The sequence below is a fragment of the Micromonospora sp. BQ11 genome, assembly GCF_052068135.1.
Classification (GTDB): Bacteria; Actinomycetota; Actinomycetes; order Mycobacteriales; family Micromonosporaceae; genus Micromonospora.
The window spans coordinates 291,023-312,235 of the sequence record NZ_JBQHDB010000001.1 but is presented as its reverse complement, the minus strand read 5'-3'; the positions used below and the strand labels follow the sequence as shown (position 1 = coordinate 312,235).

General features: G+C 73.6%; 18 protein-coding genes, 1 tRNA gene and 1 pseudogene. 9 read left to right on the top strand and 11 right to left on the bottom strand.

Annotated elements, in window-relative coordinates:
- Position 1 precedes the first annotated feature (1 nt).
- The 5 genes from ngg to ACTMSW_RS01555 all read left to right on the top strand — a co-directional run bounded on the left by ngg (position 2) and on the right by ACTMSW_RS01555 (position 6,517).
- On the top strand, positions 2-1,825 hold the full coding sequence (gene ngg, locus ACTMSW_RS01575; protein ID WP_441178594.1) for an N-acetylglutaminylglutamine synthetase: 1,824 nt from the start codon (positions 2-4) through the stop codon (positions 1,823-1,825).
- On the top strand, positions 1,822-3,006 hold the full coding sequence (locus ACTMSW_RS01570) for an osmoprotectant NAGGN system M42 family peptidase (protein WP_441178593.1): 1,185 nt from the start codon (positions 1,822-1,824) through the stop codon (positions 3,004-3,006). The genes ngg and ACTMSW_RS01570 overlap by 4 nt, the downstream gene beginning before the upstream one ends.
- Positions 3,007-3,674: 668 nt before the next feature.
- Positions 3,675-4,604, top strand: a complete 930-nt coding sequence (locus ACTMSW_RS01565; RefSeq protein ID WP_441178592.1) for a ribonuclease Z — start codon at positions 3,675-3,677, stop codon at positions 4,602-4,604.
- Positions 4,601-5,110: an N-acetyltransferase family protein gene (locus ACTMSW_RS01560; RefSeq protein ID WP_441178591.1), complete on the top strand. Its 510-nt coding sequence runs from the start codon at positions 4,601-4,603 to the stop codon at positions 5,108-5,110. Before ACTMSW_RS01565 ends, ACTMSW_RS01560 begins: the two co-directional genes overlap by 4 nt.
- A gap of 450 nt (positions 5,111-5,560) precedes the next feature.
- Positions 5,561-6,517, top strand: a complete 957-nt coding sequence (locus ACTMSW_RS01555; RefSeq protein ID WP_441178590.1) for a S1C family serine protease — start codon at positions 5,561-5,563, stop codon at positions 6,515-6,517.
- Positions 6,518-6,566: 49 nt separating this feature from the next.
- Here ACTMSW_RS01555 and ACTMSW_RS01550 read toward each other — a convergent pair whose 3' ends face one another.
- Complete coding sequence (locus ACTMSW_RS01550; protein WP_441178589.1) at positions 6,567-7,937, bottom strand: cystathionine beta-synthase; 1,371 nt, start codon at positions 7,935-7,937, stop codon at positions 6,567-6,569.
- A 76-nt stretch (positions 7,938-8,013) separates the two neighbouring features.
- Positions 8,014-8,370, bottom strand: coding sequence for a YkvA family protein (locus ACTMSW_RS01545; RefSeq protein ID WP_441178588.1), 357 nt, complete (start codon positions 8,368-8,370; stop codon positions 8,014-8,016).
- A 161-nt stretch (positions 8,371-8,531) separates the two neighbouring features.
- Here ACTMSW_RS01545 and ACTMSW_RS01540 point away from each other — a divergent pair.
- The 3 genes and pseudogenes from ACTMSW_RS01540 (at position 8,532) to ACTMSW_RS01530 (ending at position 11,778) form a co-directional block, all read left to right on the top strand.
- Positions 8,532-9,649, top strand: a pseudogene (locus ACTMSW_RS01540) (SGNH/GDSL hydrolase family protein).
- Entirely contained in the window at positions 9,646-10,437 is a 792-nt protein-coding gene (locus ACTMSW_RS01535; RefSeq protein WP_441178587.1) for an SGNH/GDSL hydrolase family protein, read from the top strand. The pseudogene ACTMSW_RS01540 and the gene ACTMSW_RS01535 overlap by 4 nt, the downstream one beginning before the upstream one ends.
- Positions 10,438-10,515: 78 nt before the next feature.
- Positions 10,516-11,778, top strand: coding sequence for an acetyl-CoA C-acetyltransferase (locus tag ACTMSW_RS01530; protein ID WP_441178586.1), 1,263 nt, complete (start codon positions 10,516-10,518; stop codon positions 11,776-11,778).
- 78 nt (positions 11,779-11,856) lie between these two features.
- On the opposite strand, the gene ACTMSW_RS01525 is transcribed toward ACTMSW_RS01530, so the two are convergent.
- The 3 genes from ACTMSW_RS01525 to ACTMSW_RS01515 all read right to left on the bottom strand — a co-directional run bounded on the left by ACTMSW_RS01525 (position 11,857) and on the right by ACTMSW_RS01515 (position 13,377).
- The gene (locus tag ACTMSW_RS01525) at positions 11,857-12,177 is read right to left on the bottom strand and encodes a hypothetical protein (protein ID WP_441178585.1); all 321 of its coding nucleotides are present in this window, start codon (positions 12,175-12,177) and stop codon (positions 11,857-11,859) included.
- A gap of 193 nt (positions 12,178-12,370) precedes the next feature.
- Positions 12,371-13,186, bottom strand: coding sequence for a Bax inhibitor-1/YccA family protein (locus tag ACTMSW_RS01520; RefSeq protein ID WP_441178584.1), 816 nt, complete (start codon positions 13,184-13,186; stop codon positions 12,371-12,373).
- 110 nt (positions 13,187-13,296) lie between these two features.
- Positions 13,297-13,377 (bottom strand) — tRNA-Leu (locus tag ACTMSW_RS01515).
- 89 nt (positions 13,378-13,466) lie between these two features.
- On the opposite strand from ACTMSW_RS01515, the gene ACTMSW_RS01510 reads away from it, so the two are divergent.
- Positions 13,467-15,287, top strand: coding sequence for a hypothetical protein (locus tag ACTMSW_RS01510; RefSeq protein ID WP_441178582.1), 1,821 nt, complete (start codon positions 13,467-13,469; stop codon positions 15,285-15,287).
- A 91-nt stretch (positions 15,288-15,378) separates the two neighbouring features.
- Here ACTMSW_RS01510 and ACTMSW_RS01505 read toward each other — a convergent pair whose 3' ends face one another.
- From ACTMSW_RS01505 to ACTMSW_RS01480, 6 genes are all read right to left on the bottom strand, one after another.
- Positions 15,379-16,710 carry an NAD(P)/FAD-dependent oxidoreductase gene (locus ACTMSW_RS01505; RefSeq protein ID WP_441178581.1) on the bottom strand — a complete coding sequence of 444 codons (1,332 nt, stop codon included), beginning with the start codon at positions 16,708-16,710 and terminating at the stop codon, positions 15,379-15,381.
- 102 nt (positions 16,711-16,812) lie between these two features.
- Positions 16,813-17,373 carry a hypothetical protein gene (locus ACTMSW_RS01500; protein WP_441179038.1) on the bottom strand — a complete coding sequence of 187 codons (561 nt, stop codon included), beginning with the start codon at positions 17,371-17,373 and terminating at the stop codon, positions 16,813-16,815.
- Positions 17,374-17,431: 58 nt separating this feature from the next.
- Positions 17,432-18,832: a DUF58 domain-containing protein gene (locus ACTMSW_RS01495; protein WP_441178579.1), complete on the bottom strand. Its 1,401-nt coding sequence runs from the start codon at positions 18,830-18,832 to the stop codon at positions 17,432-17,434.
- Positions 18,832-19,839, bottom strand: a complete 1,008-nt coding sequence (locus tag ACTMSW_RS01490) for an AAA family ATPase (protein ID WP_441178578.1) — start codon at positions 19,837-19,839, stop codon at positions 18,832-18,834. Before ACTMSW_RS01490 ends, ACTMSW_RS01495 begins: the two co-directional genes overlap by 1 nt.
- On the bottom strand, positions 19,836-20,405 hold the full coding sequence (locus ACTMSW_RS01485) for a hypothetical protein (RefSeq protein WP_441178577.1): 570 nt from the start codon (positions 20,403-20,405) through the stop codon (positions 19,836-19,838). Before ACTMSW_RS01485 ends, ACTMSW_RS01490 begins: the two co-directional genes overlap by 4 nt.
- 13 nt (positions 20,406-20,418) lie before the next feature.
- Positions 20,419-21,204 carry a DUF4129 domain-containing protein gene (locus ACTMSW_RS01480; protein WP_441178576.1) on the bottom strand — a complete coding sequence of 262 codons (786 nt, stop codon included), beginning with the start codon at positions 21,202-21,204 and terminating at the stop codon, positions 20,419-20,421.
- Positions 21,205-21,213 lie beyond the last annotated feature (9 nt).

Sequence of the window (21,213 nt, the reverse complement as noted above, 5' to 3'; positions counted from 1 at the left end):
CGTGACCGAGACCCTCGCGACCGGGGTGGCCCGGGCGGACCAGGTACGGGGTCGGATCCGCCGCTTCGAGCGGGTCGGCCCGGGCGGCGACCCGGTGGCCGCGACCACCGGACCGGTCACCGACACCGCACCGGACGGCACCGCCGGCGTGGTGCTGGACTGCGGCTGGGGCCGTCTGGTCTTCGGGCAGACCTTCGCCGACCAGGCCGCCGTCGCCGACGTGCTGCGCTCGGAGGCCGCCGGCTCCCGGGACATCTGCATCTACCTGCGGGATCCTCACGTGCTGGTGTCGCGGCTGCCCGACGAGTTGTTCATCGACCCGTCGCTGACGTACCGGCTGCCGCTGGACCACGAGCTGCCGGACGACGGCGCGATCCCCGGCCTGACGATCCGCGCGCTGCGCGACGTGGCGGACGCGGACGCCGTCAACCGCATCTACGCGGCGAACGGCATGGTCACCGCGCCGGTCGAGGTGCTGGTCGACAACGCCGGGACCGACCGGTTCCTGCACCTGGTCGCGGAGAACGCCACCGGTGAGATCGTCGGCACCATCACGGGCGTCGACCACGTCGCCGTCTTCGACGACCCGGACGACGGCGCCAGCCTCTGGTGCCTCACCGTCGACTTCAACGCCGCTCCGCCCGGCACCGGTCAGGCGCTGATCACCGCGCTGGCCGCCCGGCTGGTCGAGCGCGGTCGGGCGTTCGTGGACCTGTCCGTGCTGGCGGAGAACGCCGGGGCGATCCGGCTCTACGAGCGGCTCGGCTTCTACCGGACGCCGACGCTGTGCGTGAAACGGAAGAACCCGATCAACGAACGGCTGTTCCTGCCCGCCATGCCCGAGGGGTACGACCGGCTCAACCCGTACGCGAAGATCGTTGCGGACGAGGCGATGCGCCGCGGCATCCGGGTGGACGTGACCGACCCGGCCTGGGGCGAGCTACGGCTCACCGTCGGCGGCCGGACCGTCCTCACCCGCGAGTCGCTGTCCGAGCTCACCTCGGCGGTGGCGATGAGCCGTTGTGACGACAAGCGGGTCACCCGCCGGATCCTCGCCGACGCGGGACTGCGCGTGCCGCGCGGCCGGACCGCGACCGGCGACGGGGCCGACGTGGCGTTCCTCGCCGAGGTCGGCCGGTTGGTGGTCAAGCCCGCGCGGGGCGAGCAGGGCAACGGCATCACGGTGGGTGTGCGGACGCCCGAGGCGCTGACCGCCGCCGTGGAACTGGCCGCCCGGTTCTGCCCCGAGGTGCTGCTGGAGGAGCTGTGCTCCGGCGAGGACCTGCGGGTCGTCGTCATCGACCACGAGGTGGTGGCCGCGGCGGTCCGCCGGCCGGCCGCCGTCACCGGCGACGGGGTGCACGACGTCGCCGAGCTGATCGACCGGCAGAGCCGGCGCCGGGCCGCCGCCACCGGCGGCGAGTCGCGGATTCCGGTCGACGACATGACCCGCGAGGTGGTCGCCGAGGCCGGGTACGCGATGGACGACGTCCTGCCCGAGGGCGAGGTCCTCGTCGTCCGCCGGACCGCGAACCTGCACACCGGCGGCACCATCCACGACGTCACCGCGGAACTGCACCCGGCGATCGCCGAGGCGTGCGTGACGGCGAGCCGGGCCCTGGACATCCCGGTCACCGGGTTGGACCTGCTGGTGCCCGCGCCGGACCGGCCCGAGCACGTGTTCATCGAGGCGAACGAGCGGCCCGGCCTGGCCAACCACGAGCCGCAGCCGACCGCCGAGCGCTTCGTCGACCTGCTCTTCCCGGGCACGCGGGCACCTCAGCGTCTGTGGGTCCCCGCGGGTGCGGCAAGCTCGGCGTCATGACCGTACGCAAGCCCGCCCCACTTCCGCTCGACATGGACTACCTGCGCCAGGTGCTGCTGGAGCTGCTGGAGATCCCGAGCCCGTCGGGGCGTACCGACCACGTGCAGCAGTACGTGGGCGAACGCCTCTCGGCGCTCGGGATCTCCTCCACGCTCACCCGGCGCGGGGCACTCAGCGCGTGCCTGACCGGCCCTCGGTCCACCGGCGCCGACCGGGCGATCGTGGTGCACACCGACACGATCGGCGGCATGGTCAAGCGCCTCAAGGAGAACGGTCGGCTGGAGCTGAAGACCATCGGTACGCACAGCGCCCGGTTCGCCGAGGGCGCCCACGTACGGATCTTCACGGACGACCTGGAGCGGGTGATCACCGGCCAGGTGCTCCCGCTCAAGGCCAGCGGGCACCGCTACAACGAGGACGTCGACGTCCAGGGCGTCGGCTGGCAGCACGTCGAGGTCCGGGTGGACGAGCCGGTGGAGGACATCGCCGGCCTGCGGGCACTGGGGATCGACGCCGGCGACTTCGTCGCGTTCCTGCCGAACCCGCAGATCACCCCGACCGGGTACGTCAAGTCGCGGCACCTGGACGACAAGGCCGGCGTGGCGGCGGTGCTGACCGCGTTCAAGGCGATGGTCGACGCGGGCGTCACCCCGGCGGTCACCGCGCACCTGCTGGTGACCGTCACCGAGGAGATCGGCCACGGGGCGTCCCACGGCCTCGACCCGGACGTCGCGGAGATCGTCTCGGTGGACGCGGCGGTGGTCGCCCCCGGCCAGCAGTCCCGGGAGAACGCGGCGACCCTGGCGATGGGCGACGGCGTCGGCCCGTTCGACTACCACCTGACCCGCAACCTGGCCTCGATCGCCCGGGAGCACGGGGTGGACCTGGTTCGGGACGTCTTCGAGTTCTACCGCTCCGACGTGGCGGCGGCGGTCGAGGCGGGCGCGCACGCCCGGGTGGCGTTGCTCGGGTTCGGCGTGGACGCCACCCACGGGCACGAGCGCACCCACCTCGACGGGCTGCGGCACCTCACCCAGTTGCTCTGCCTCTACCTCCAGAGCGACCTGGTGTTCCCCGAGTGGGACGCCGAGCCGGAGGGCGACCTGGCCGACTTCCCGTCGCTGGCGGTCCAGCCGGCCAACACCGACGGCCCGCGCGAGGGCCCGATCGGCATCGACTGAGGCCCACCGCCCGACGTGCCGGTCCGGTCCGCGGGCGGCCGGACGACGTGACCCCACACCGGCGGCGCCGACACCGTCGCGACGCCGATGACGACGACCAGAGCGACCGCCTCGGCCCAGACCGGATCGGCGGCACCACCGATCCGCCGGGCGAGCAGCCAGAGTACGACCACCACCGCGGCCCAGACGCTCCACGCCGGGCCCGCCCGGCCGGCCTCTCCCCAAGCCCGTCGGCGCGGCACGGCTCGCGGTTCGCTCGTCGCCATGGGCCGATGATGACCGGCGGCGGCCTCCCGCGCAGGCACCCCCCGGTGTCGCGCCGCTGGCCGGCCGGTGAACACCCGGCGCGTATTCCCGCCGGCCTTGTGATCGAAATCCGTTGCCGGAGCCGCCGGGAAGTGGATAGCGTGGCGGTACACGGGAAAGGAGGTGGTCCAGACTTGTATAGCAATCGGACTCGTGAGGTGGCTGTCCGCTAGCCGCTGTCCTCGACAGTGAAAACTCGTCCGCCGCGAGGCGGGCATGCACGATCGTCGAGACCGTGTGGCAGCGGTGCGGCGAAACCACGACAGCCACCCGACCCCCGGGGTGCCGACCCAGTCCAGTCGGCCCGCGCGCGAGCGCGGAAGCCCCGGGGGTCGCTTCATATGCCCGGCCGGGAGGTCTCCGTGGCGATGCGCGAACTGGTGGTGCTGGGCACGGCCAGCCAGGCGCCGACGCGGCGGCGCAACCACAACGGGTACGTGCTGCGCTGGGACGACGAGGTGATCCTCTTCGACCCGGGTGAGGGCAGCCAGCGGCAACTGGTGCACACCACGGTCACCGCCACCGACCTGACCCGGATCTGCGTCACCCACTTCCACGGCGACCACTGCCTCGGCCTGCCCGGGATCGTCCAGCGCCTCTCGCTGGACCGGGTGCCCCACCCGGTGGCGGTGCATTTCCCGGCCGAGGGCGCCGAGTACTTCGCCCGGCTGCGGCACGCCAGTTCCTTCCACGAGACCGCCGAGCTGGCCGTGCAGCCGATCGGGACCGACGGGCAGCGGATCCCGCTGCGATCCGGCACCCTGGAGGCCCGCCGGCTGCGGCACCCCGTCGACACGTACGGCTACCGGCTCGTCGAGCCGGACGGCTGCCGGATGCTGCCGGAGAAGCTGGCCGCGTACGGCATCGCCGGTCCGGCGGTCGGGGAGCTGCTCCGCGTCGGCCACCTCGACGTGGACGGGCGCCGCGTCAGCCGGGACGAGGTGAGCGTTCCCCGGCCGGGGCAGCGGTTCGCCTTCGTGATGGACACCGGGCTCTGCGACGGGGTGTACGCCCTCGCCGAGCACGCCGACATGCTCGTCATCGAGTCGACCTTCCTGGACTCCGAGGCCGCGCTCGCCGCCGAGGTCGGCCACCTCACCGCGGCGCAGGCCGCGCGGGTGGCGACCGAGTCGGGCGTACGCCGGCTCGTGCTCACCCACTTCTCCCAGCGGTACGCGGACACGAGCCGCTTCGCCGACGAGGCCCGTGAACACTTCGACGGGGATCTGGTCGTCGCCGAGGACCTGATGACGGTGCCGGTGCCGCCCCGCCGGGTAGCCTCGGCCGGGTGACCGTCACGCTCCGCCCCGGGGCTCCGGGGGACCTGATGGCGGTGGGTGCCCTGCACCACCGCTCCCGGGTCGCCGCCTACTCGGCCTTCCTGCCTCCGGAGGTGCTGTCCGACCCGTCGCCGGAGGCGATGGGTCTCTGGTGGACGGAACGGTGGGGCTGGGAGCGTGACGACCACACGCTGACCGTGGCCGAGCGGGACGGTGCACTGGCCGGCTTCAGCTACGTCGGCCCGGACGACGAGGGGGACCCGTCGACCGGCATCCTGCACGCGATCCACCTGGAGCCGGCGGAGCGGGGACGCGGTGTGGGCCGTGCGCTGATGGTCGACGCGCTGGCGACGATGCGGACCCGGTCGTGGCGACGCGCGGCGCTCTGGGTGCTCCGGGAGAACGCCCACGCCCGCCGCTTCTACGAGCGTGGCGGCTGGACGCCGACCGGGGTGGTACGCGAGGAGTGGATGGGTTCGCGCCGTACGCCGCAGCTCCGCTACGCCCGCGACCTGTGACCCCACGGGCCGGTCGCATCGCCCGGCCTGCGCGCCCAACCGCCGCCGCCCCCAGCCCGTAGTGTCCCGTGCGCCTCGCGGACGGTCGTCACTCTCCGTGACGAATCGAGCAGCCCGCACGTGTCCCACCGCACCACTTTGCTCTGCACCCTGATAAGCGCCAGTCACCTTCGGTGACCACCCGCCCTGCCCAACCCGGATACGCCGGTGCCGGCGCCGCAGGCCAGGGCCCGGCGCGCATGAGGGTGCAGAGCAAAGCGGGCCAAGCGGTCGCCATCGCCCCGGCGATCCACGGTCACTCTCGGTGGCGGGCATCGCTCCTACTGACGGTGAGCATCGGGTGATTCCGACGGCATTCGTGACGACCGGGTCGACCGGCCCGGCGACGGGGGGCGTTCGCTCTGAGCGGATCGGGGCATGGGGCGCCGGCCCGACGGCGTTGCCCCGGGCATGGACACCGATCACACGACGCCCGAGCCGGCCGAGGTCGCCGCGCTCGACGCGTACTCACGGGTGGTCACGACGGTGGCGGCGCGGGTGCTGCCCAGCGTGGCCGCACTGTCGGTCCGGACCCCGCGCGGTGCCGGCGCCGGCTCCGCCGTCCTCATCGGCGCCGACGGCCTGTTGCTGACCAGCGCGCACGTGGTGCAGGGCGCCACGGGCGGTTCGGCGGAGTTCGGCGACGGCACCGCGACCCGGTTCCGGGTGGTCGGTGCCGACCCGCTCTCGGACCTCGCGGTACTGCGGGTCGACGAGGCCACCGTGCCCGCGGTCGAACTGGGCGACGCCGACCGGCTGCGGATCGGCCAGCTGGTGGTGGCGGTCGGCAACCCGATGGGGCTGGCCGGGTCGGTCACCGCCGGGGTGGTCTCCGGACTGGGCCGGTCGCTGCCGGCCCGGGACGGACGGGTCACCCGTCTCATCGAGGACGTCATCCAGACCGACGCCGCCCTGAACCCGGGCAACTCGGGTGGAGCGCTGGCCGACGCGGGGGGCCGGGTCGTCGGGGTGAACACCGCCGTCGCCGGTTACGGGCTCGGCCTCGCCGTGCCGATCAACGGCACCACCCGACGGATCATCGCGGACCTCACCGCACACGGCCGGGTACGCCGCGCGTGGCTGGGCGTGGCCGGCGTACCGGTGCCGCTGCCGCCGGAGGTCGTCACGCGCACCGGCCAGCGGCGCGGCCTGCGGGTCGTGGAGGTGGTGCCCGGCAGCCCCGCCGGGACGGCCGGCATCTACCTGGGCGACGTGATCCTGTCGGCCGGCGGCCGGCCGGTCAGCGACGGTCAGGGCCTGCAGCGGCTGATGCTCGGCGACGCCATCGGCAGCCGCCTTCCGATCACCGTTCTGCGTAAGGGCGCGCTGGTGGACGCGGTCGCCGTACCCACGGAGCTGTCCCGATGACGAGCCGTCGAGAAGGCCCCCCGCCGATGGCAGAGGGCCTTCTCACGTCTCAGCGGGCGCCGAGGTGGGCGAGCAGGTCCTGCCGGGTCAGCACACCCTTCGGCTTGCCGTCGACCAGCACCAGGGCGGCGTCGGACTTCTCCAACATCGCCACCGCCTCGCTCACCGGCTGGCCCCCACCGATCATCGGCAGTGGCTCGCCCATGTGACGCTCGATCGTGTCGTGCAGGTGCGCCTGCCCGGTGAACAGCGCGTCGAGCAGGTCCTTCTCCGCGATCGAGCCGGCGACCTCGCCGGTGACCACCGGCGGCTCGGCCTTGAGCACCGGGAGCTGGGAGACGCCGTACTCGCGCATGTAGTCGATCGCGTCGCGGACCGTCTCGGTCGGGTGCACGTGCACCAGCTCCGGCAGGCCACCCGGCTTGCTGGCGAGCGCGTCGGCCACGGTCGGCTCGGTGCCGGAGTCGTCCAGGAAGCCGTACCGGGCCATCCACCTGTCGTTGAAGATCTTCGACAGGTATCCCTTGCCGGAGTCGGGCAGGAGCACCACGACCACGTCGTCCGGGCCGGCCTTGCGGGCCACCTCCAGCGCCGCCACCACGGCCATCCCGCAGGAGCCGCCGACCAACAGGCCCTCCTCGCGGGCCAGGCGGCGGGTCATCTCAAACGACGCCTTGTCGGAGACCTCGATGATGTCGTCGGCGACACCCCGGTCGTACGTCTCCGGCCAGAAGTCCTCGCCGACGCCCTCGACCAGGTACGGGCGGCCGGTGCCGCCGGAGTAGACGGAGCCCTCCGGGTCCGCGCCGACGACCCTGACCCGCCCCTCGGACGCCTCCTTCAGGTAGCGCCCGATACCGGAGATGGTGCCGCCGGTGCCGACGCCCGTGACGAAGTGGGTGATCTCCCCGCCGGTCTGCTGCCACAGCTCCGGGCCGGTCGTCTCGTAGTGCGAGCGCGGGTTGGCCGGGTTGCTGTACTGGTCGGGCTTCCACGCGCCGGGGATCTCCCGGGCCAGCCGGTCGGAGACGTTGTAGTACGAGCGCGGGTCCTCCGGGGCGACGGCGGTCGGGCAGACCACGACCTCGGCACCGTACGCGCGCAGCACGTCCTGCTTGTCCTGGCTGACCTTGTCCGGGCAGACGAAGACGCACTTGTAACCCTTGAGCTGCGCCACCAGCGCCAGCCCGACCCCGGTGTTGCCGCTGGTCGGCTCGACGATGGTGCCGCCGGGCTTCAGGAGCCCCGCAGCCTCGGCGTCCTCGACCATCCGCAGGGCGATCCGGTCCTTCACCGAACCGCCCGGATTGAGGTACTCCACCTTCGCCAGCACGGTCGCCTGGATGCCCTCGGTGACGCTACGCAGCCGTACCAGCGGGGTGTTGCCGATCATCTCGACGACGTTGTCGTAGTACTGCACGTGGTTGTGCCCTTCTCCTCCGGCGCCGCCGGAGGCGGCCGGGCAGACGAATACTCGCCGCCCAGCCTACGTGCCGTCAGCCAACAACCTGCCCCGGGACGACAGAGCTGCGCCGCGCCTCCCACTCCAGGAACCGTTCGGTCTCGGACAGCACGCTGCCCGCCAGCCAGGTGACCAGGACCGCGTCGTCGGCCAGCCCGAACAGCCCCAGCGGCAGCTCGGGGAGCAGATCCACCGGCGAGACGACGTACGCCGCGGCGGCCGTCATCAGCGCCAGCCGCAGCCCGCCGTCGTACTCCCCCCGGGCCGTGGCCCGGACCATCCGCGGCAGTGCCGCCAGCCGCTTCCCCAGCGACGGGCCGCCCCGGGCTCCGGCCATCAGCGCCCGGGCGAGCGCGGTGAGCGCCGCGCTGCGTTGCAGTGTCTTCCCCATGTCTCCAGCCCCTCTCCGTCCGCCAGCGTGGCGGGTCCGCGCAAGCCCGGCAGTCACCCGGCGGCACCTGTGACAGAGATACCCAGAAGCGTCGTCTTCCAGGCACCCGGGCGCCGTGACGACGACAGCGGCGTGTCGTGCCGGCGCGATAATGTCGGTTCATGGAGGTGGCTGGTTCCCTCGTCGGAGGTGGTCCGCGCTGGCAGCGCGTCCGGCAGATCGCCCGTGTCGCGGCGATCGGCACGGGCGCGACCGCGGCGGCCGCCGTCGCGACCGGCGGCGTCCTCGTCGGCCAGGCCCGCCAGGCCCGCCGCACCATCCCGATGGCCGAGGCCCCGCCGCCCCGCTGCGACGGGCTGTACGGCGCGAGGCTGCCCGGCCCGGCGATCACGATGGTGGTGCTCGGTGACTCCTCGGCCGCCGGTTACGGGGTGCACCGGCGCCGGGAGACCCCCGGCGCACTCCTCGCCACCGGCCTGTCCCGACGGCTGCAGCGGCCGGTCCGCCTGCACCGCTTCGCCGTGGTCGGCGCCATCTCCGCCGTGCTGCGCCACCAGGTGGACGCCGCGCTGGAGTGCCAGCCCGACATCGCGGTGATCCTCATCGGCGGCAACGACGTCACCAACCGGACCCCGCCGGTGCTCGCCGTCCGCTACCTGGTCAACGCCGTGAAGGCACTGCGTGCCGTCGGCTGCGAGGTGGTCGTCGGGACCTGCCCCGACCTGGGCGCGATCCGTCCGATCCAACCGCCGCTGCGGTGGCTGGCCCGGCGCTGGAGCCGGCAGCTCGCCGCCGCCCAGACGGTGGCGGTCGTGGAGGCCGGCGGCTGGACGGTCTCCCTGGGCGACCTCCTCGGTCCCCGCTTTGCCGCCGAGCCCACCCGGATGTTCGCCTGGGACCGGTTCCACCCCTCGGCGGAGGGCTACGCCGTGGCCGCCGCCGCGCTACTGCCGACCGTGCTGTCCGCCCTCGGCGCGGGGCAGGAACGGCGGGCCGCGCCGGCCCGGGGCGAGGGCGTACGGTCACTGCCGGAGGCCGCACAGGAAGCGGCCCGGCACGCGGGCACGGAGGTCAGCGGCGTCCAGGTCCGGGGCCGCGACCGCGGGCCCGGCGGCCGGTGGGCGCAGCTGCGTCGCCGGGCGTTCTTCGGTGTCGGCGCCGGCGCCCCGTCCGGTCCGGCCACCGACTCACCGACAGTGGAGGGACTGGCATGAGCGAGCCAACCATCTTCGACGGCGCCCTCACCGCCGGCGCCGACCACCTGGAGGCCGCGGCATGAGCGAGCACCTCTCCCCCTCGACGCTCGCGGGCCGGCTGGGCCGGGCCGCGGCGCTCTCCCTGGTCGGCAGCGCCGCCGTCCTGGCCGGCCAGGCCTTCGTCGCCCGCCACCGCCGGTACGCCCAGCCCGAGCTGGGCCTGGCCCTGCGGGCCACGGTCGGCCGCCCCGGAGCGCCCCCACTGCGACTGGTGCTGCTCGGTGACTCGTCGGCCCTCGGCGTCGGCGTCGACCGGCTCGACGACACCATCGGCGGCCAGCTGGCCAACCTCCTCGCCGAAGGCCCCGCCGGTCGGCAGGTGCACCTGTCCAGCGTCGGTGTCTCCGGCTCCCGCTCGACCGACCTGGCCACCCAGGTGGCCCGTGCGTTGCTCGGCGAGCGCCCCGACGTGGCGGTGATCCTCATCGGCGCCAACGACGCGACCACCCTGCGCCGGCCCACCGACGCCGCCGCGTACCTCGGTGCGGCCGTGCACCGGCTGCGCGAGGCGCGCGTCGAGGTCGTCGTGGGCACCTGCCCGGACCTCGGCGCCGTCCGTTCGATCGCGCCGCCGCTGCGGCACCTCGTCGGCTGGTCGGGGCGCTGCGTCGCCCGGGCGCAGACCGCCGCCGTGCTCGACGCGGGCGGCACCGTGGTCGACCTGGCCGCCGAGACCGGTCCGGTCTTCCGCGCGGACGCGGGGACGCTCTGCCACGACGGCTTCCACCCCTCCGCCGACGGCTACCGGGTGTGGGCGCATGCCCTGCTGCCCGCCGTCGCCGCCGCCGCGGCCGTCGCTCCCCGCCGCTGACGCCACCACGGCGCGGGTGACATTTCCCGCCGTCGGCGCGGCTTCCGCGCCAAGTTACCAGCGGGTTAACGTTGGTTCATGCCGACTGAGTCGTCCCGCGACGCCGTCATCGTCGCCACCGCCCGCTCCCCCATCGGCCGGGCGCACAAGGGGTCCCTGCGCGACGTCCGTCCGGACGATCTCGCCGCGACCATCGTGCGGGCCGCCCTCGACAAGATCCCGCAGCTCGACCCGACCGAGATCGACGACCTCTACCTGGGCTGCGGCCTGCCCGGCGGCGAGCAGGGCTTCAACATGGCCCGTGTGGTCGCCACCCTGATGGGCCTCGACGGCCTGCCGGGCGCCACGCTGACCCGGTACTGCGCCTCGTCGCTGCAGACCACCCGGATGGCGATGCACGCGATCCGGGCCGGCGAGGGCGACGTGTTCATCTCCGCCGGTGTGGAGACCGTCTCCCGGTACGCCCGCGGCAACTCCGACGGTCTGCCGCCGGAGGCGCAGGCGCTGGTCGGCGGCGGCTGGGAGAACCCGCGCTTCGCCGCCGCGCGCGAGCGTTCCGCGCGGCGGGCGCAGGGCGGCGCCGAGGTGTGGTCCGACCCGCGCGAGGCCGGCGAGCTGCCGGACATCTACCTGACCATGGGCCAGACCGCCGAGAACCTGGCCCAGGCGTACGACGTGAGCCGCGCCGACATGGACGAGTTCGGCGTACGCAGCCAGAACCTCGCCGAGAAGGCCATCGCCGACGGCTTCTGGGCCCGGGAGATCACCCCGGTGACCACGCCGGGCGGCACCGTGGTCAGCACCGACGACGGCCCCCGCGCCGGTGTGACCCTGGAGGCGGTCGCCGGACTGAAGCCGGTGTTCCGCCCGGACGGACGGATCACCGCCGGTAACTGCTGCCCGCTCAACGACGGCGCCGCCGCCGTGGTGGTGATGAGCGCCCAGCGGGCACGGGACCTGGGCCTGACCCCGCTGGCGCGGATCGTGTCCACCGGCGTGACCGCCCTCTCCCCGGAGATCATGGGCCTCGGTCCGGTCGAGGCCTCGAAGCAGGCGCTCAAGCGGGCCGGCATGACCATCGACGACGTGGACCTGGTGGAGATCAACGAGGCGTTCGCCGCCCAGGTGATCCCGTCCTACCGACAGCTCGGCATCCCCGAGGAGAAGCTGAACGTGATGGGCGGCGCGATCGCCATCGGCCACCCGTTCGGCATGACCGGCGCCCGGATCACCGGCACCCTGCTCAACGCCCTCGACTGGCACGACAAGACCATCGGTCTGGAGACCATGTGCGTCGGCGGCGGCCAGGGCATGGCCATGGTGCTCGAGCGCCTGAGCTGACGCTCGCCCGACGGCCCGCCCACCCGCTTCCGGGTCGGCGGGCCGTCGCGTACGCGGACCGGGTGCCGTGACCGGGGATCAGAGGGCGGCGCGGGTGGCCGCCACCTCGTCGGCGGCCCGGGCCAGCACGTCGGCCGGTGGACCCGCTGCCAGGAGGTCGGCGGTGACCACGCGGAGCTGGTCGGGCAGGGCGAGGTCGTTGTCGAGCCGAGGGACCGTACGGCGGGGCAGGCCCTCCACGTCCGCCACCAGATTGGCGAGCTCCTGCACCAGCCGGTGCACGAGATCCGCCCGCGACACGTTCCCGGTCGAGGCGGGAGCCGCCCAGCGGGGCTGCTGCCAGTGCCCCGCCTGCCGCACGAGCAGCTCCACCGCCCGCTCCAGCCCAGGTCCACCCATCCCGCGAGTCTACGCACCCCCGGTCCCCCGCGATCTTGCACTTGAGGTCGCCGTTATGCCGGCTGTGACCGTTTCGCCCCGACACAAAGTGCAAGATCGCGGGGGCGGGCGGCGGCGCGGGGGGCGGGTTTGGGAACGCGACGGCGCCCGTCCCCGGAGGGGACGGGCGCCGTCGAGGGTGCGGGGCGGACGGTCAGTCGTCGCCCTGGAAGTAGCTCAGCAGGCGCAGGATCTCGATGTAGAGCCAGACCAGGCTGACCAGGATGCCGAAGGCGGCGACCCAGGAGTAGCGCTGCGGCAGCCCCATCCGGACGCCGTCCTCGACCTCCTTGAAGCTGAGCACGAAGCTCAGCGAGGCCACCACGATGCAGACCAGGCTGAAACCGATGGCCAGCGGGCTGCCGTCACGCAGGCCGGTGTTGACGCCGAACAGCGCCAGCACCAGGTTGATCAGCATGACGGCGAACAGGCCGGCCATCACGGCGATCATGCCCTTGACGAACGCCGGCGTCGCCCGGATGACCTTCGCCCGGTAGAGGACGGCCATCAGGAAGAACACGCCGAACGTCGCGGTCACCGCCTGGAGCACGATGCCGCTGTAGAGCGTCTCGAAGTACTTGCTGACCATGCCGACGAAGACGCCCTCGACGACGGCGTACGCGACGACCAGCGCCGGGTTCGCCATCCGGGAGAACGAGATGATCAGACCGAGTACGAGACCGACCACCGCCGCGCCGATCCACGCGACGCCGAGCAGCGCGTCCGGGACCAGCACCCAGGCGGCCGCGGCGGACAGGCCGAGGATGCCGAGAAGGGTGACCGTCTTGACCACCACGTCGTCGATCGACATGGTGTTGACGGCCGGCGGAGCGGCCGGGTAACCGGCCTCCGCCGGGTACTGCTGGGGGTAACCGGGCTGCCCGTACGGCCCGGTCGGGGCGTACCCGGCGGAGCGCTCCCGCTCGGCCGCCTGGCCGAGCCGGGCGAGCACCGGGTTCGAAGTCTTCACTGTCAGGCCTCCCTCAGGGGGTCATTGCACGTCAACGTGCACTGTCAAGAGTAAACGGCGAAGCCACTCCCGTGGAGATCACAACCCTGAGCGGTAGCTGAAAGGTTCGGTGCCCGGGGCGGGGGTCGAACCCGCACGCCTTGCGGCAGCCGCTTTTAAGGCGGCCGTGTCTGCCGTTCCACCACCCGGGCGGGTGAACGCACGCACATGCAGTGTCACCGTAGCGGGTCACCCGCGACCCGACGTACCCCGAGGCGGTGCCGGCACTAGGGTCGAGGCCGTGAGCAGCGCAGCCCCCCAGGCACCCGACGCCGCCCCTGACCAGGACGTACGCCGAATTGACGACCGCTCACCGTGGTGGGGCCGGCTGCGCGCGGCAGTCGGCCGCTCCCGGGCGGACCTCGCGGTCGTGCTGCTCTTCCTCGCCGCGGCCGGTTGGCTCACCCACGGACTGTGGCCGGACCCCGGCTCCCGGACGATGGCGCTCAACCCGGCGGACCAGGTGCTCTACGAGTGGTTCCTCGCGGTCGACGCACGGGCGCTGCTCGGCGACTTCGGCCTGCTCACCGACCGGCTGAACGCGCCGGACGGGGTGAACCTGATGGCCAACACCACAGTCATCGCGCTCGGCGTGCTCCTCGCCCCGGTCACCCTGACGCTCGGCGCGCCGGTCACGTTCGCCCTGCTGGCCGGGGCGAACCTGGCCGGTACGGCGGTCGCCTGGTACCTGCTGTTCACCCGGCCGCTGGGCGCCCGCCGGCTCGCCGCCGGGCTCGGCGCGGCCCTGTGCGGCTTCGGTCCGGGGATGGTCTCCCAGACCAACAGCCACCTGCACATGACCGCGCAGTGGCTGGTCCCGGTGATCGTCTGGCTGGTCGTCCGGATGCTGCGCGCCGCCGACCCGGGCCGCGGCGGGCCGGACCGACTGCGGCTGCTCAGCTCGGCGGTCGGGCTCGCCGCGGCGGTCAGCGCGCAGGTGTTCGTCGGCGAGGAGGTGCTCTTCCTGACCTTCGTCACCCTGCTGGTGATGGCGGTCACCTACGCCGTGGTGGACCGGGACCTGGCGCGGCGCGCCCTGCCCGCCTTCACCGGCGGAATGGTGGTCGCCGCCGGGCTGGCCCTGCTGGTCGTCGGGTGGCCCCTGTGGTTCCAGTTCCTCGGGCCGCAGGGCGTCGCCACGGGCCTGTTCAGCCCGCACTACTTCTCGGCGGACCTGCGCAGCTGGTGGACGCTGTCACCGCTGTCCGTGGTCGGCGGTGACGACGCGGCCCGACTGACCACCGGCCCCGCCGAGTACAACACGTTCCTCGGCTGGCCGCTCCTGCTGGTCACCGTCGGCTGCGCGCTCTGGCTCGGGCGCCGGCCACTGGTGGTCGCCTGCCTGGTCTCGGCGCTGGCGATGGGGGCGCTCTCGCTCGGCCCCCGGCTCGTGGTGGACGGGCAGCACACCGGGGTGCCGGGGCCGTTCGCGTTGCTGGCCGACGTACCGGTGGTCGACGGCGCGTTGCCGATGCGCTTCGCGCTCGTGGTGCTCCCGCTGGCCGCCACGCTGGTGGTCCTGGCCGTCGACCGAGCGTCGGCGAGCACCGGACGGGCTCGCCGGCTGGTCCCGGCGGTGGTCGGCGCGGCCCTGCTGCCGCTGTTCCCGGCGCCTCTGCCCACGAGTGGGCGCCCGCCGGTGCCGGAGTTCATCACCGGAGGGTACTGGCGCCAGTGCGTACCGCCCGGTGGGGTGCTGGTCCCGGTGCCGCCGGCCACCCCGCGCGACCCGTGGCCGATGCGCTGGGCGACAGCCACGGACGTCGCGTTCGGGATGCCGGAGGGCTTCTTCATCGGCCCGCACGGGAGGAACGGCGCGGCGACCATCGGCACCTCCAAGCAGCCCACCTCGGCACTGCTCGCCGAGGTCGCCACGTGGGGCCTACGGCCGGCCGTCGGAGAGGAACAGCGCCGTCAGGCGGAACGGGACGCCGACTTCTGGGACGCGTCCTGCGTGGCGCTCACCGTGGACACCCCGTACGCGGACAGCCTGCGGGGCACCCTGGAGGACCTGTACGGCCCGTCCACCCGGATCGCCGACGCCTGGATCTGGCGCGTCTGAGACACCCGGGGGGCGTTAAGAAGGGGCCCCTCCTCTACCGGAGACGGTAAGAAGGGGCCCTTCCTTACACCTCAACCCTTACACCGACACCTCAGATCGGGCGGGCGCCGACCGGCTGGGAGGCCTCGACGAACTCCTCGCGCGGGTCGTGCAGCTGGCCCAGGGCGACCACCTCGCGCTTGAGGAAGAACGCCAGCGACCAGTCGACGACGACCCGGACCTTGCGGTTGAACGACGGGATCCGGCTCATGTGGTACGTCCGGTGCATGAACCACGCCGGCCAGCCGGTCATCTTGATGCCGTAGACCTGCGCGACACCCTTGTGCAGGCCGAGGCTGGCGACGCTGCCCGCGTGCTTGTGCTTGTAGTCCACCGGCTCGCGGCCACGGATGACGTTGGCGATGTTGTCGGCCATCCGGGCGGCCTGCCGGACGGCGTGCTGCGCGCTGGGCGAGCAGTAGTTGCCGGGCTCCTTGGTCAGGTCCGGCACGGCGGCGCAGTCACCGGCGCTCCACGCGCCCTCGACCACCCGGTCGCCGTCGACGACCTGGAGGGTGGGCAGGCAGGTGATGCGGCGTCGCTCGTCACGCGGGAAGTCGGTCGCATCCAGCATCGGCGACGGCTTGACACCCGCCGTCCAGACGATGGTGTCCGAGGCGAAGCTGTCGCCGTCGGAGAGCTTCACCACGCCGTCGACGCACGACTCCAGCCGGGTGTCCAGCCGGATGTCCATGTTCCGCTTGAGCAGCTGCTGCACCGTGTAGGCGCCCATGTCCCGGTCGACCTCGGGCAGCACCCGCTGGGTCGCCTCGACCAGCACCCAGCGCATGTCCTCGGGCTTCAGCTCCGGGTAGTACTTCAGGGCGTCCCGGGCCATGTCCTCCATCTCGGCGAGCGCCTCGATGCCGGCGTAACCACCGCCGACGAAGGTGAACGTCAGCGCCGAGCGCCGGACCCGCGGGTCCGCCGTGGCCGCCGCCACGTCGAGCCGGTCCAGCACGTGGTTGCGCAGGTAGATGGCCTCGCCGATGGTCTTGAACCCGATGCCGTGCTCGTGCAGGCCGGGGATCGGCAGCGTCCGGGACACCGAGCCGGGGGCGACGACGATGTGGTCGTACGGGATCTCCCGGGCCGGGCCGCTGATCGGCTGCACCACCGCGGTCTTGCGGTCGTGGTCGATCCGCTTCACCGCACCGGCCACGACCTTGCACTTGCGCAACTCGCGGCGCAGCGGCACCACGGAGTGGCGCGGCGAGATGTTGCCGGCCGCCGCCTCGGGCAGGAAGGGCTGGTAGGTCATGTGGGGCTGGGGGTCCACCACGATGACCTCAGCCTCACGGGAGCTGAGCTTCTTCGACAGGCGCAGGGCCGCGTACAGGCCGACGTGGCCGGCACCCACCACAAGGATCCGCTTCGGATTCACGTCGTCTATCTTTCCCCGGGCGGCCCGGGTAATCCCGATCGCGGCCCCCATCTGTGACGGAGCACAACACCTGTGAGCTGCGTAACTCCCCTGCTCCGGTGCTCACTTCCGGCGCAGTAGCCAGCCCAGGAACGCCGTCACCACGGCGGCGAGCGCCAGGCCGACGACCGTCGCCGCCTGGATTCCCCGGCCGTCGCCGACGGCGGCGAGTTCCACCAGCAGGACGCCGAGGACCGAGGTGGCGAGCAGCACGGCCGCCGCCCGCAGCAGCCAGCGCACGATCAGTTCGGGGTCCACCACCGCGTCGTACGGCAGCACGGCGGCGAGCGCGCAGAGCGTGTGGGTGAGGTAGAGCACCGCCGCCACGGCGAGCAGCCGCCACAGGGCGATCGGCCGGCCGTACCCGTCGGTGGCGACCAGCCACCCGCCCACGGTGACCAGCGCCGCGAAGGTCGGCCAGACGCGCCGCGGGCTCAGCGCGGGCAGCACCGCCACCAGCAGCAGGCCGCCGAACGACCGGCCGAGGAGCACCTCCGCCGGGTACGCGAGGACCAGGCCGGCCAGCACGCTGAGGAAGATGCCGACCCGGACCAGCATCGGCGTGAGGCTGACCCGGGTCAGCGCGGTCCGCGCCCCGCGCAGCCGGGCGGCGACGACGGTGATCACCGGGCCCCACCTCCGTTCGCGACTGCGGGACTCCGCTGCGCTGCGTTCCTCGCGCTCACCGGCCACCCACCCGAGGGGCGATGGCCAGGCGGGCCACGTCGCGCAGCACCTGGTCGAGACTGCCGGTGCCGGCCCAGCGGACCACCGGCACGCCGTGCTCGCGCAACTGGTCGATCATCGTGTCCCGGTCCAGCCGCCACAACCGGTACGCGACCTCGGCCCATCCCCGGTCCTTCGGCGGAGGGAGGTCGGCGGGCAGGGTGTCCACGGCGACCACGAACCGCCCGGAACGGGCGAGCCGGGCCAGCATCTGCGCCGAACGCTCGTCCAGCAGCGGGGTGAGGACCACCACCAGCGCGTCGGCGGAGAGCAGTTGCGGGCCGAACAGGTGGTCGTACGACTCCTGGGGTGAGGATTCGGCGCGTACGTCGAGCAGCCACTCCAGCACCGTGAGGTACTGCCGGCGGCCGGTGGCCGGGCGGAGCCGCCGGGCGGCCGGGCCGTGCTCCAGCAGCGCGACCCGGTCACCCCGGTACAGGTAGTGCTCGGCGATCGCGGCGGCGGCCCGGACGGTGGTGTCCAGCACCGACGCCGTCCCCTTCACCCCGCCGGAGCGGCCCGCCTCGGCCAGCACGTCGAGCAGGACCACCACCTCGGCGTCCCGGTCGGACAGGGTGGCCGCCACGTGCAACTGCCGCGCCCGCAGGGAGACCCGCCAGTCGATGCGACGCAACCGGTCCCCGGGGGCGAAGACCCGCACACCGGCCAGCTCGCCGCCCTCGCCCGGCTTGCGGGAGTGGTGCGCGCCGACCAGCCCGGCCGCGCGGGGCATCGCCTCCACGGCCTCGAACGGCTCGGTCACCGGGTAGACGCGCACCCGGGCCGGCTCGGCGATGACCACGCGGGAGATCAGCAGGCCCTGTGCGGCGGCCACCCGGACGCCGGCCGGGCCGACCGGATGCCGTCCCCAGCGCAGCGCGGCACCGCGCAGGGTCACGTCGACGGCGGTGTCGCGCGGCACGCCCGTCACGAAGGGCCGGTCGGTGGCCGGCGACGAGTCGGAGCCGAGCCGGGTCACGGAACCGGCGATCGTCGCCCGGTCGACCCGCAGCCACGACGAGACGCGGGTCCGGAGGACCGCCAGGTCGTGGTCGACCACGTCCGGGTTGCCGACGGTGACCGTCGCGGTCAACTCGCCACCCTCCACCAGGTGCTCGTCGTCGTGGGAGACCCACACCTGCGGCAGCGCGGCCGGCCGGCGCCGCAGGGCGTACGCGGTGCCGACCGCGAACGGGGTGGCGAGCACGATGAGGTCGACCCGGCCCAGGATCACGCCCGCGACGAGGAGCAGACCGGTCAGGAGCACGGCGCGGCCCAGCGCCCGGGTCGGCGCCCAGCCGGCGGCCGGCTCCGGCTCCGACACGTCGCTGCGGGACGACACGACGGGCGCGGCCATCAACGTCCGGGCCGGCCGGCGGCGTAGCTCGGCAGCGCGCCGCTGACCGGGGCCGGCGTGGCCTCCAGCACCTCACCGACCACGAAGGACGGATCGACCCGACGCAGCCACATCTCCGGGCGCAGCGTGATGCGGTGCGCCAGCGCCGGAACCGCCACCTCCTTGACGTCCTCCGGCACCACGTAGTCGCGGCCGGCCATCACCGCCCGTACGCGGGACAGCAGCAGCAGGGCCAGCGAACCGCGCGGGGACGCGCCGACCAGCACCGACGGGTGTTCACGGGTGGCGGCGGTCAGCGACACGATGTAATGGCCGACCGAGTCCTCGACCACCACGTCCTCCAGCGCCGTCTGCATGGCGCGGAGTGTGCCGGCGTCGACGACCGGCTTGATCTCGGCCTCCTCCCGCCGGCGGGCCATCCGCCGGCGCAGCACCTCCCACTCCTCGCCGTGCTCCGGGTACCCGAAGGAGACCCGCAGGAGGAACCGGTCGAGCTGCGCCTCGGGCAGCGGATAGGTGCCCTCGTACTCGATGGGGTTGGCGGTGGCCAGCACGTGGAACGGCTCGTCCAGCCGGTACGTGACACCCTCCACCGACACCTGCTTCTCCTGCATCGCCTCCAGCAGGGCCGACTGGGTCTTCGGTGGCGTCCGGTTGATCTCGTCGGCGAGCAGCAGGTTGGTGAAGACCGGGCCGGCCCGGAACGAGAAGTCACCGCTGCGCTGGTCGTACAGGAACGAACCGGTCACGTCGGCGGGGAGCAGGTCGGGGGTGAACTGGAGCCGGCGGAAGTCCAGCCCGAGGGCCTGCGCGAACGAACGCGCGGTCAGCGTCTTGCCGAGGCCGGGCAGGTCCTCCAGCAGCACGTGTCCACCGGCGAGGATCCCGGCGAGCACCAGCTCCAGCGCATCCCGCTTGCCGACGACGACCTGGCCGACCGCCTCCAGCACCGCCCGGGCGAGGTGGCCCACCTCCGTGGCGGGCATGCTGCGGTCCACGTCGTTCATATCTTCTCCAGTTCGGCGACGATCGCCGCGAGGTCGCGCGGCGACGGGGTGCGACGGGGCGGGGTTTCCAGGAACGTCCAGAGCCGCTCGCCCAGCAGGGCGCGGGCGCGTACGGGGTCCGACTCGCGGTTGAGGCCGTGCCGCAGCCGCAGCCGCTCGTCGGCGAGGTCACCCAGGCGCGGCAGGATCACCTCGGTGAAGCGCTCGGGGCGGTTCGCCGACCAGTCGAGCGGCACCTCCCACCCGTTGATGGCGGTGCCCACCGCGTCCCGCGGAGCGGGCCCGTCACCGGCGAAGGTGCGGGTGCCGGCCCGGGGTGGGGGCGGCGGCGCGAGGCCGGCGGTCACCCGCCGCACGGCGAGCACCGCGAGCACGCCGGCGACCAGCACCACCAGCGACACCCGCAACCCGACCGCGCGCAGGCCGGCGACCAGGACGACCACTACGGCCGCCGTGACGGCGAGCGTACGCAGCACCTGCCGGACCCGTCCGCCGCGCGGGCGCTCGGCGCGTGCCGGCCCCTCCTCGTACGAGCCGAGGAGGTCGTCGATGCTGGTGCTGCTCACGTCCCCACCCCGCTCACGCCGCCACGACGGCGGTCAGCTCGCCGCGCAGCCGACGCAGGGCGGCCCGGGCCTGGTCCCGGGTACGTTCGTCGACCGGCCGGGTGGCGTACCGCGCCTCGCGGAACACGTGGGCGAACTCGGCCAGCACGTCGGCGCTCGCGATCGCCGGGACACCGGCCGCCGGGTCGCCCCGCAACAGGCGGGTGACGAGGTCGGTGGGGGTGTCCCCGGCCAGCCGGGGAACGCCGGCGCCGGCGGCGGCCTCCTCCAGGCGTACCCAGCAGGCGATCACCGCGACACGCGGATCGGTGTCGGCGTCGTCCAGTTCGACCAGACCGGCGTCCAGCGCCGCGACCACCTCGCGGGCGGTGCCCCCGGTGTCGCGGTGGGGAGCCCGGGACGGCAACGCCCGGGTGGTCCGCCGGATCGCACCGCGGACCAGCGTCCAGGCGAGCCAGCCGAACACGACGAGGACGGCGAGACCCAGCAGGACCAGGGCCGCCGTGGCGATCCACCCCGGAACGGAGGCCCCCGTCGTCTCCACCGCGTCGCGCGGCTCCACCGGGATCGACGGGACCGGCTCGGCGGTGGGGTACTCGGGCAGGAAGGGCACCTCCTCGACCGCCGTCGGGATGCGGCTCGCGCCGAGCGAGGAGTGGGCGGCCGTCACCGTGACGACGGCGAGCAGCAGAGCCACCGCCGCGACGGGCCACCATCTGCGCAGCGTGTCGAGGTCCACCGCGGTCACCTCCGGGCGGCCGGGGCGTACGGCTCGGGCCGGCGCGTTCTCCTCCGTCATCGCCACCGT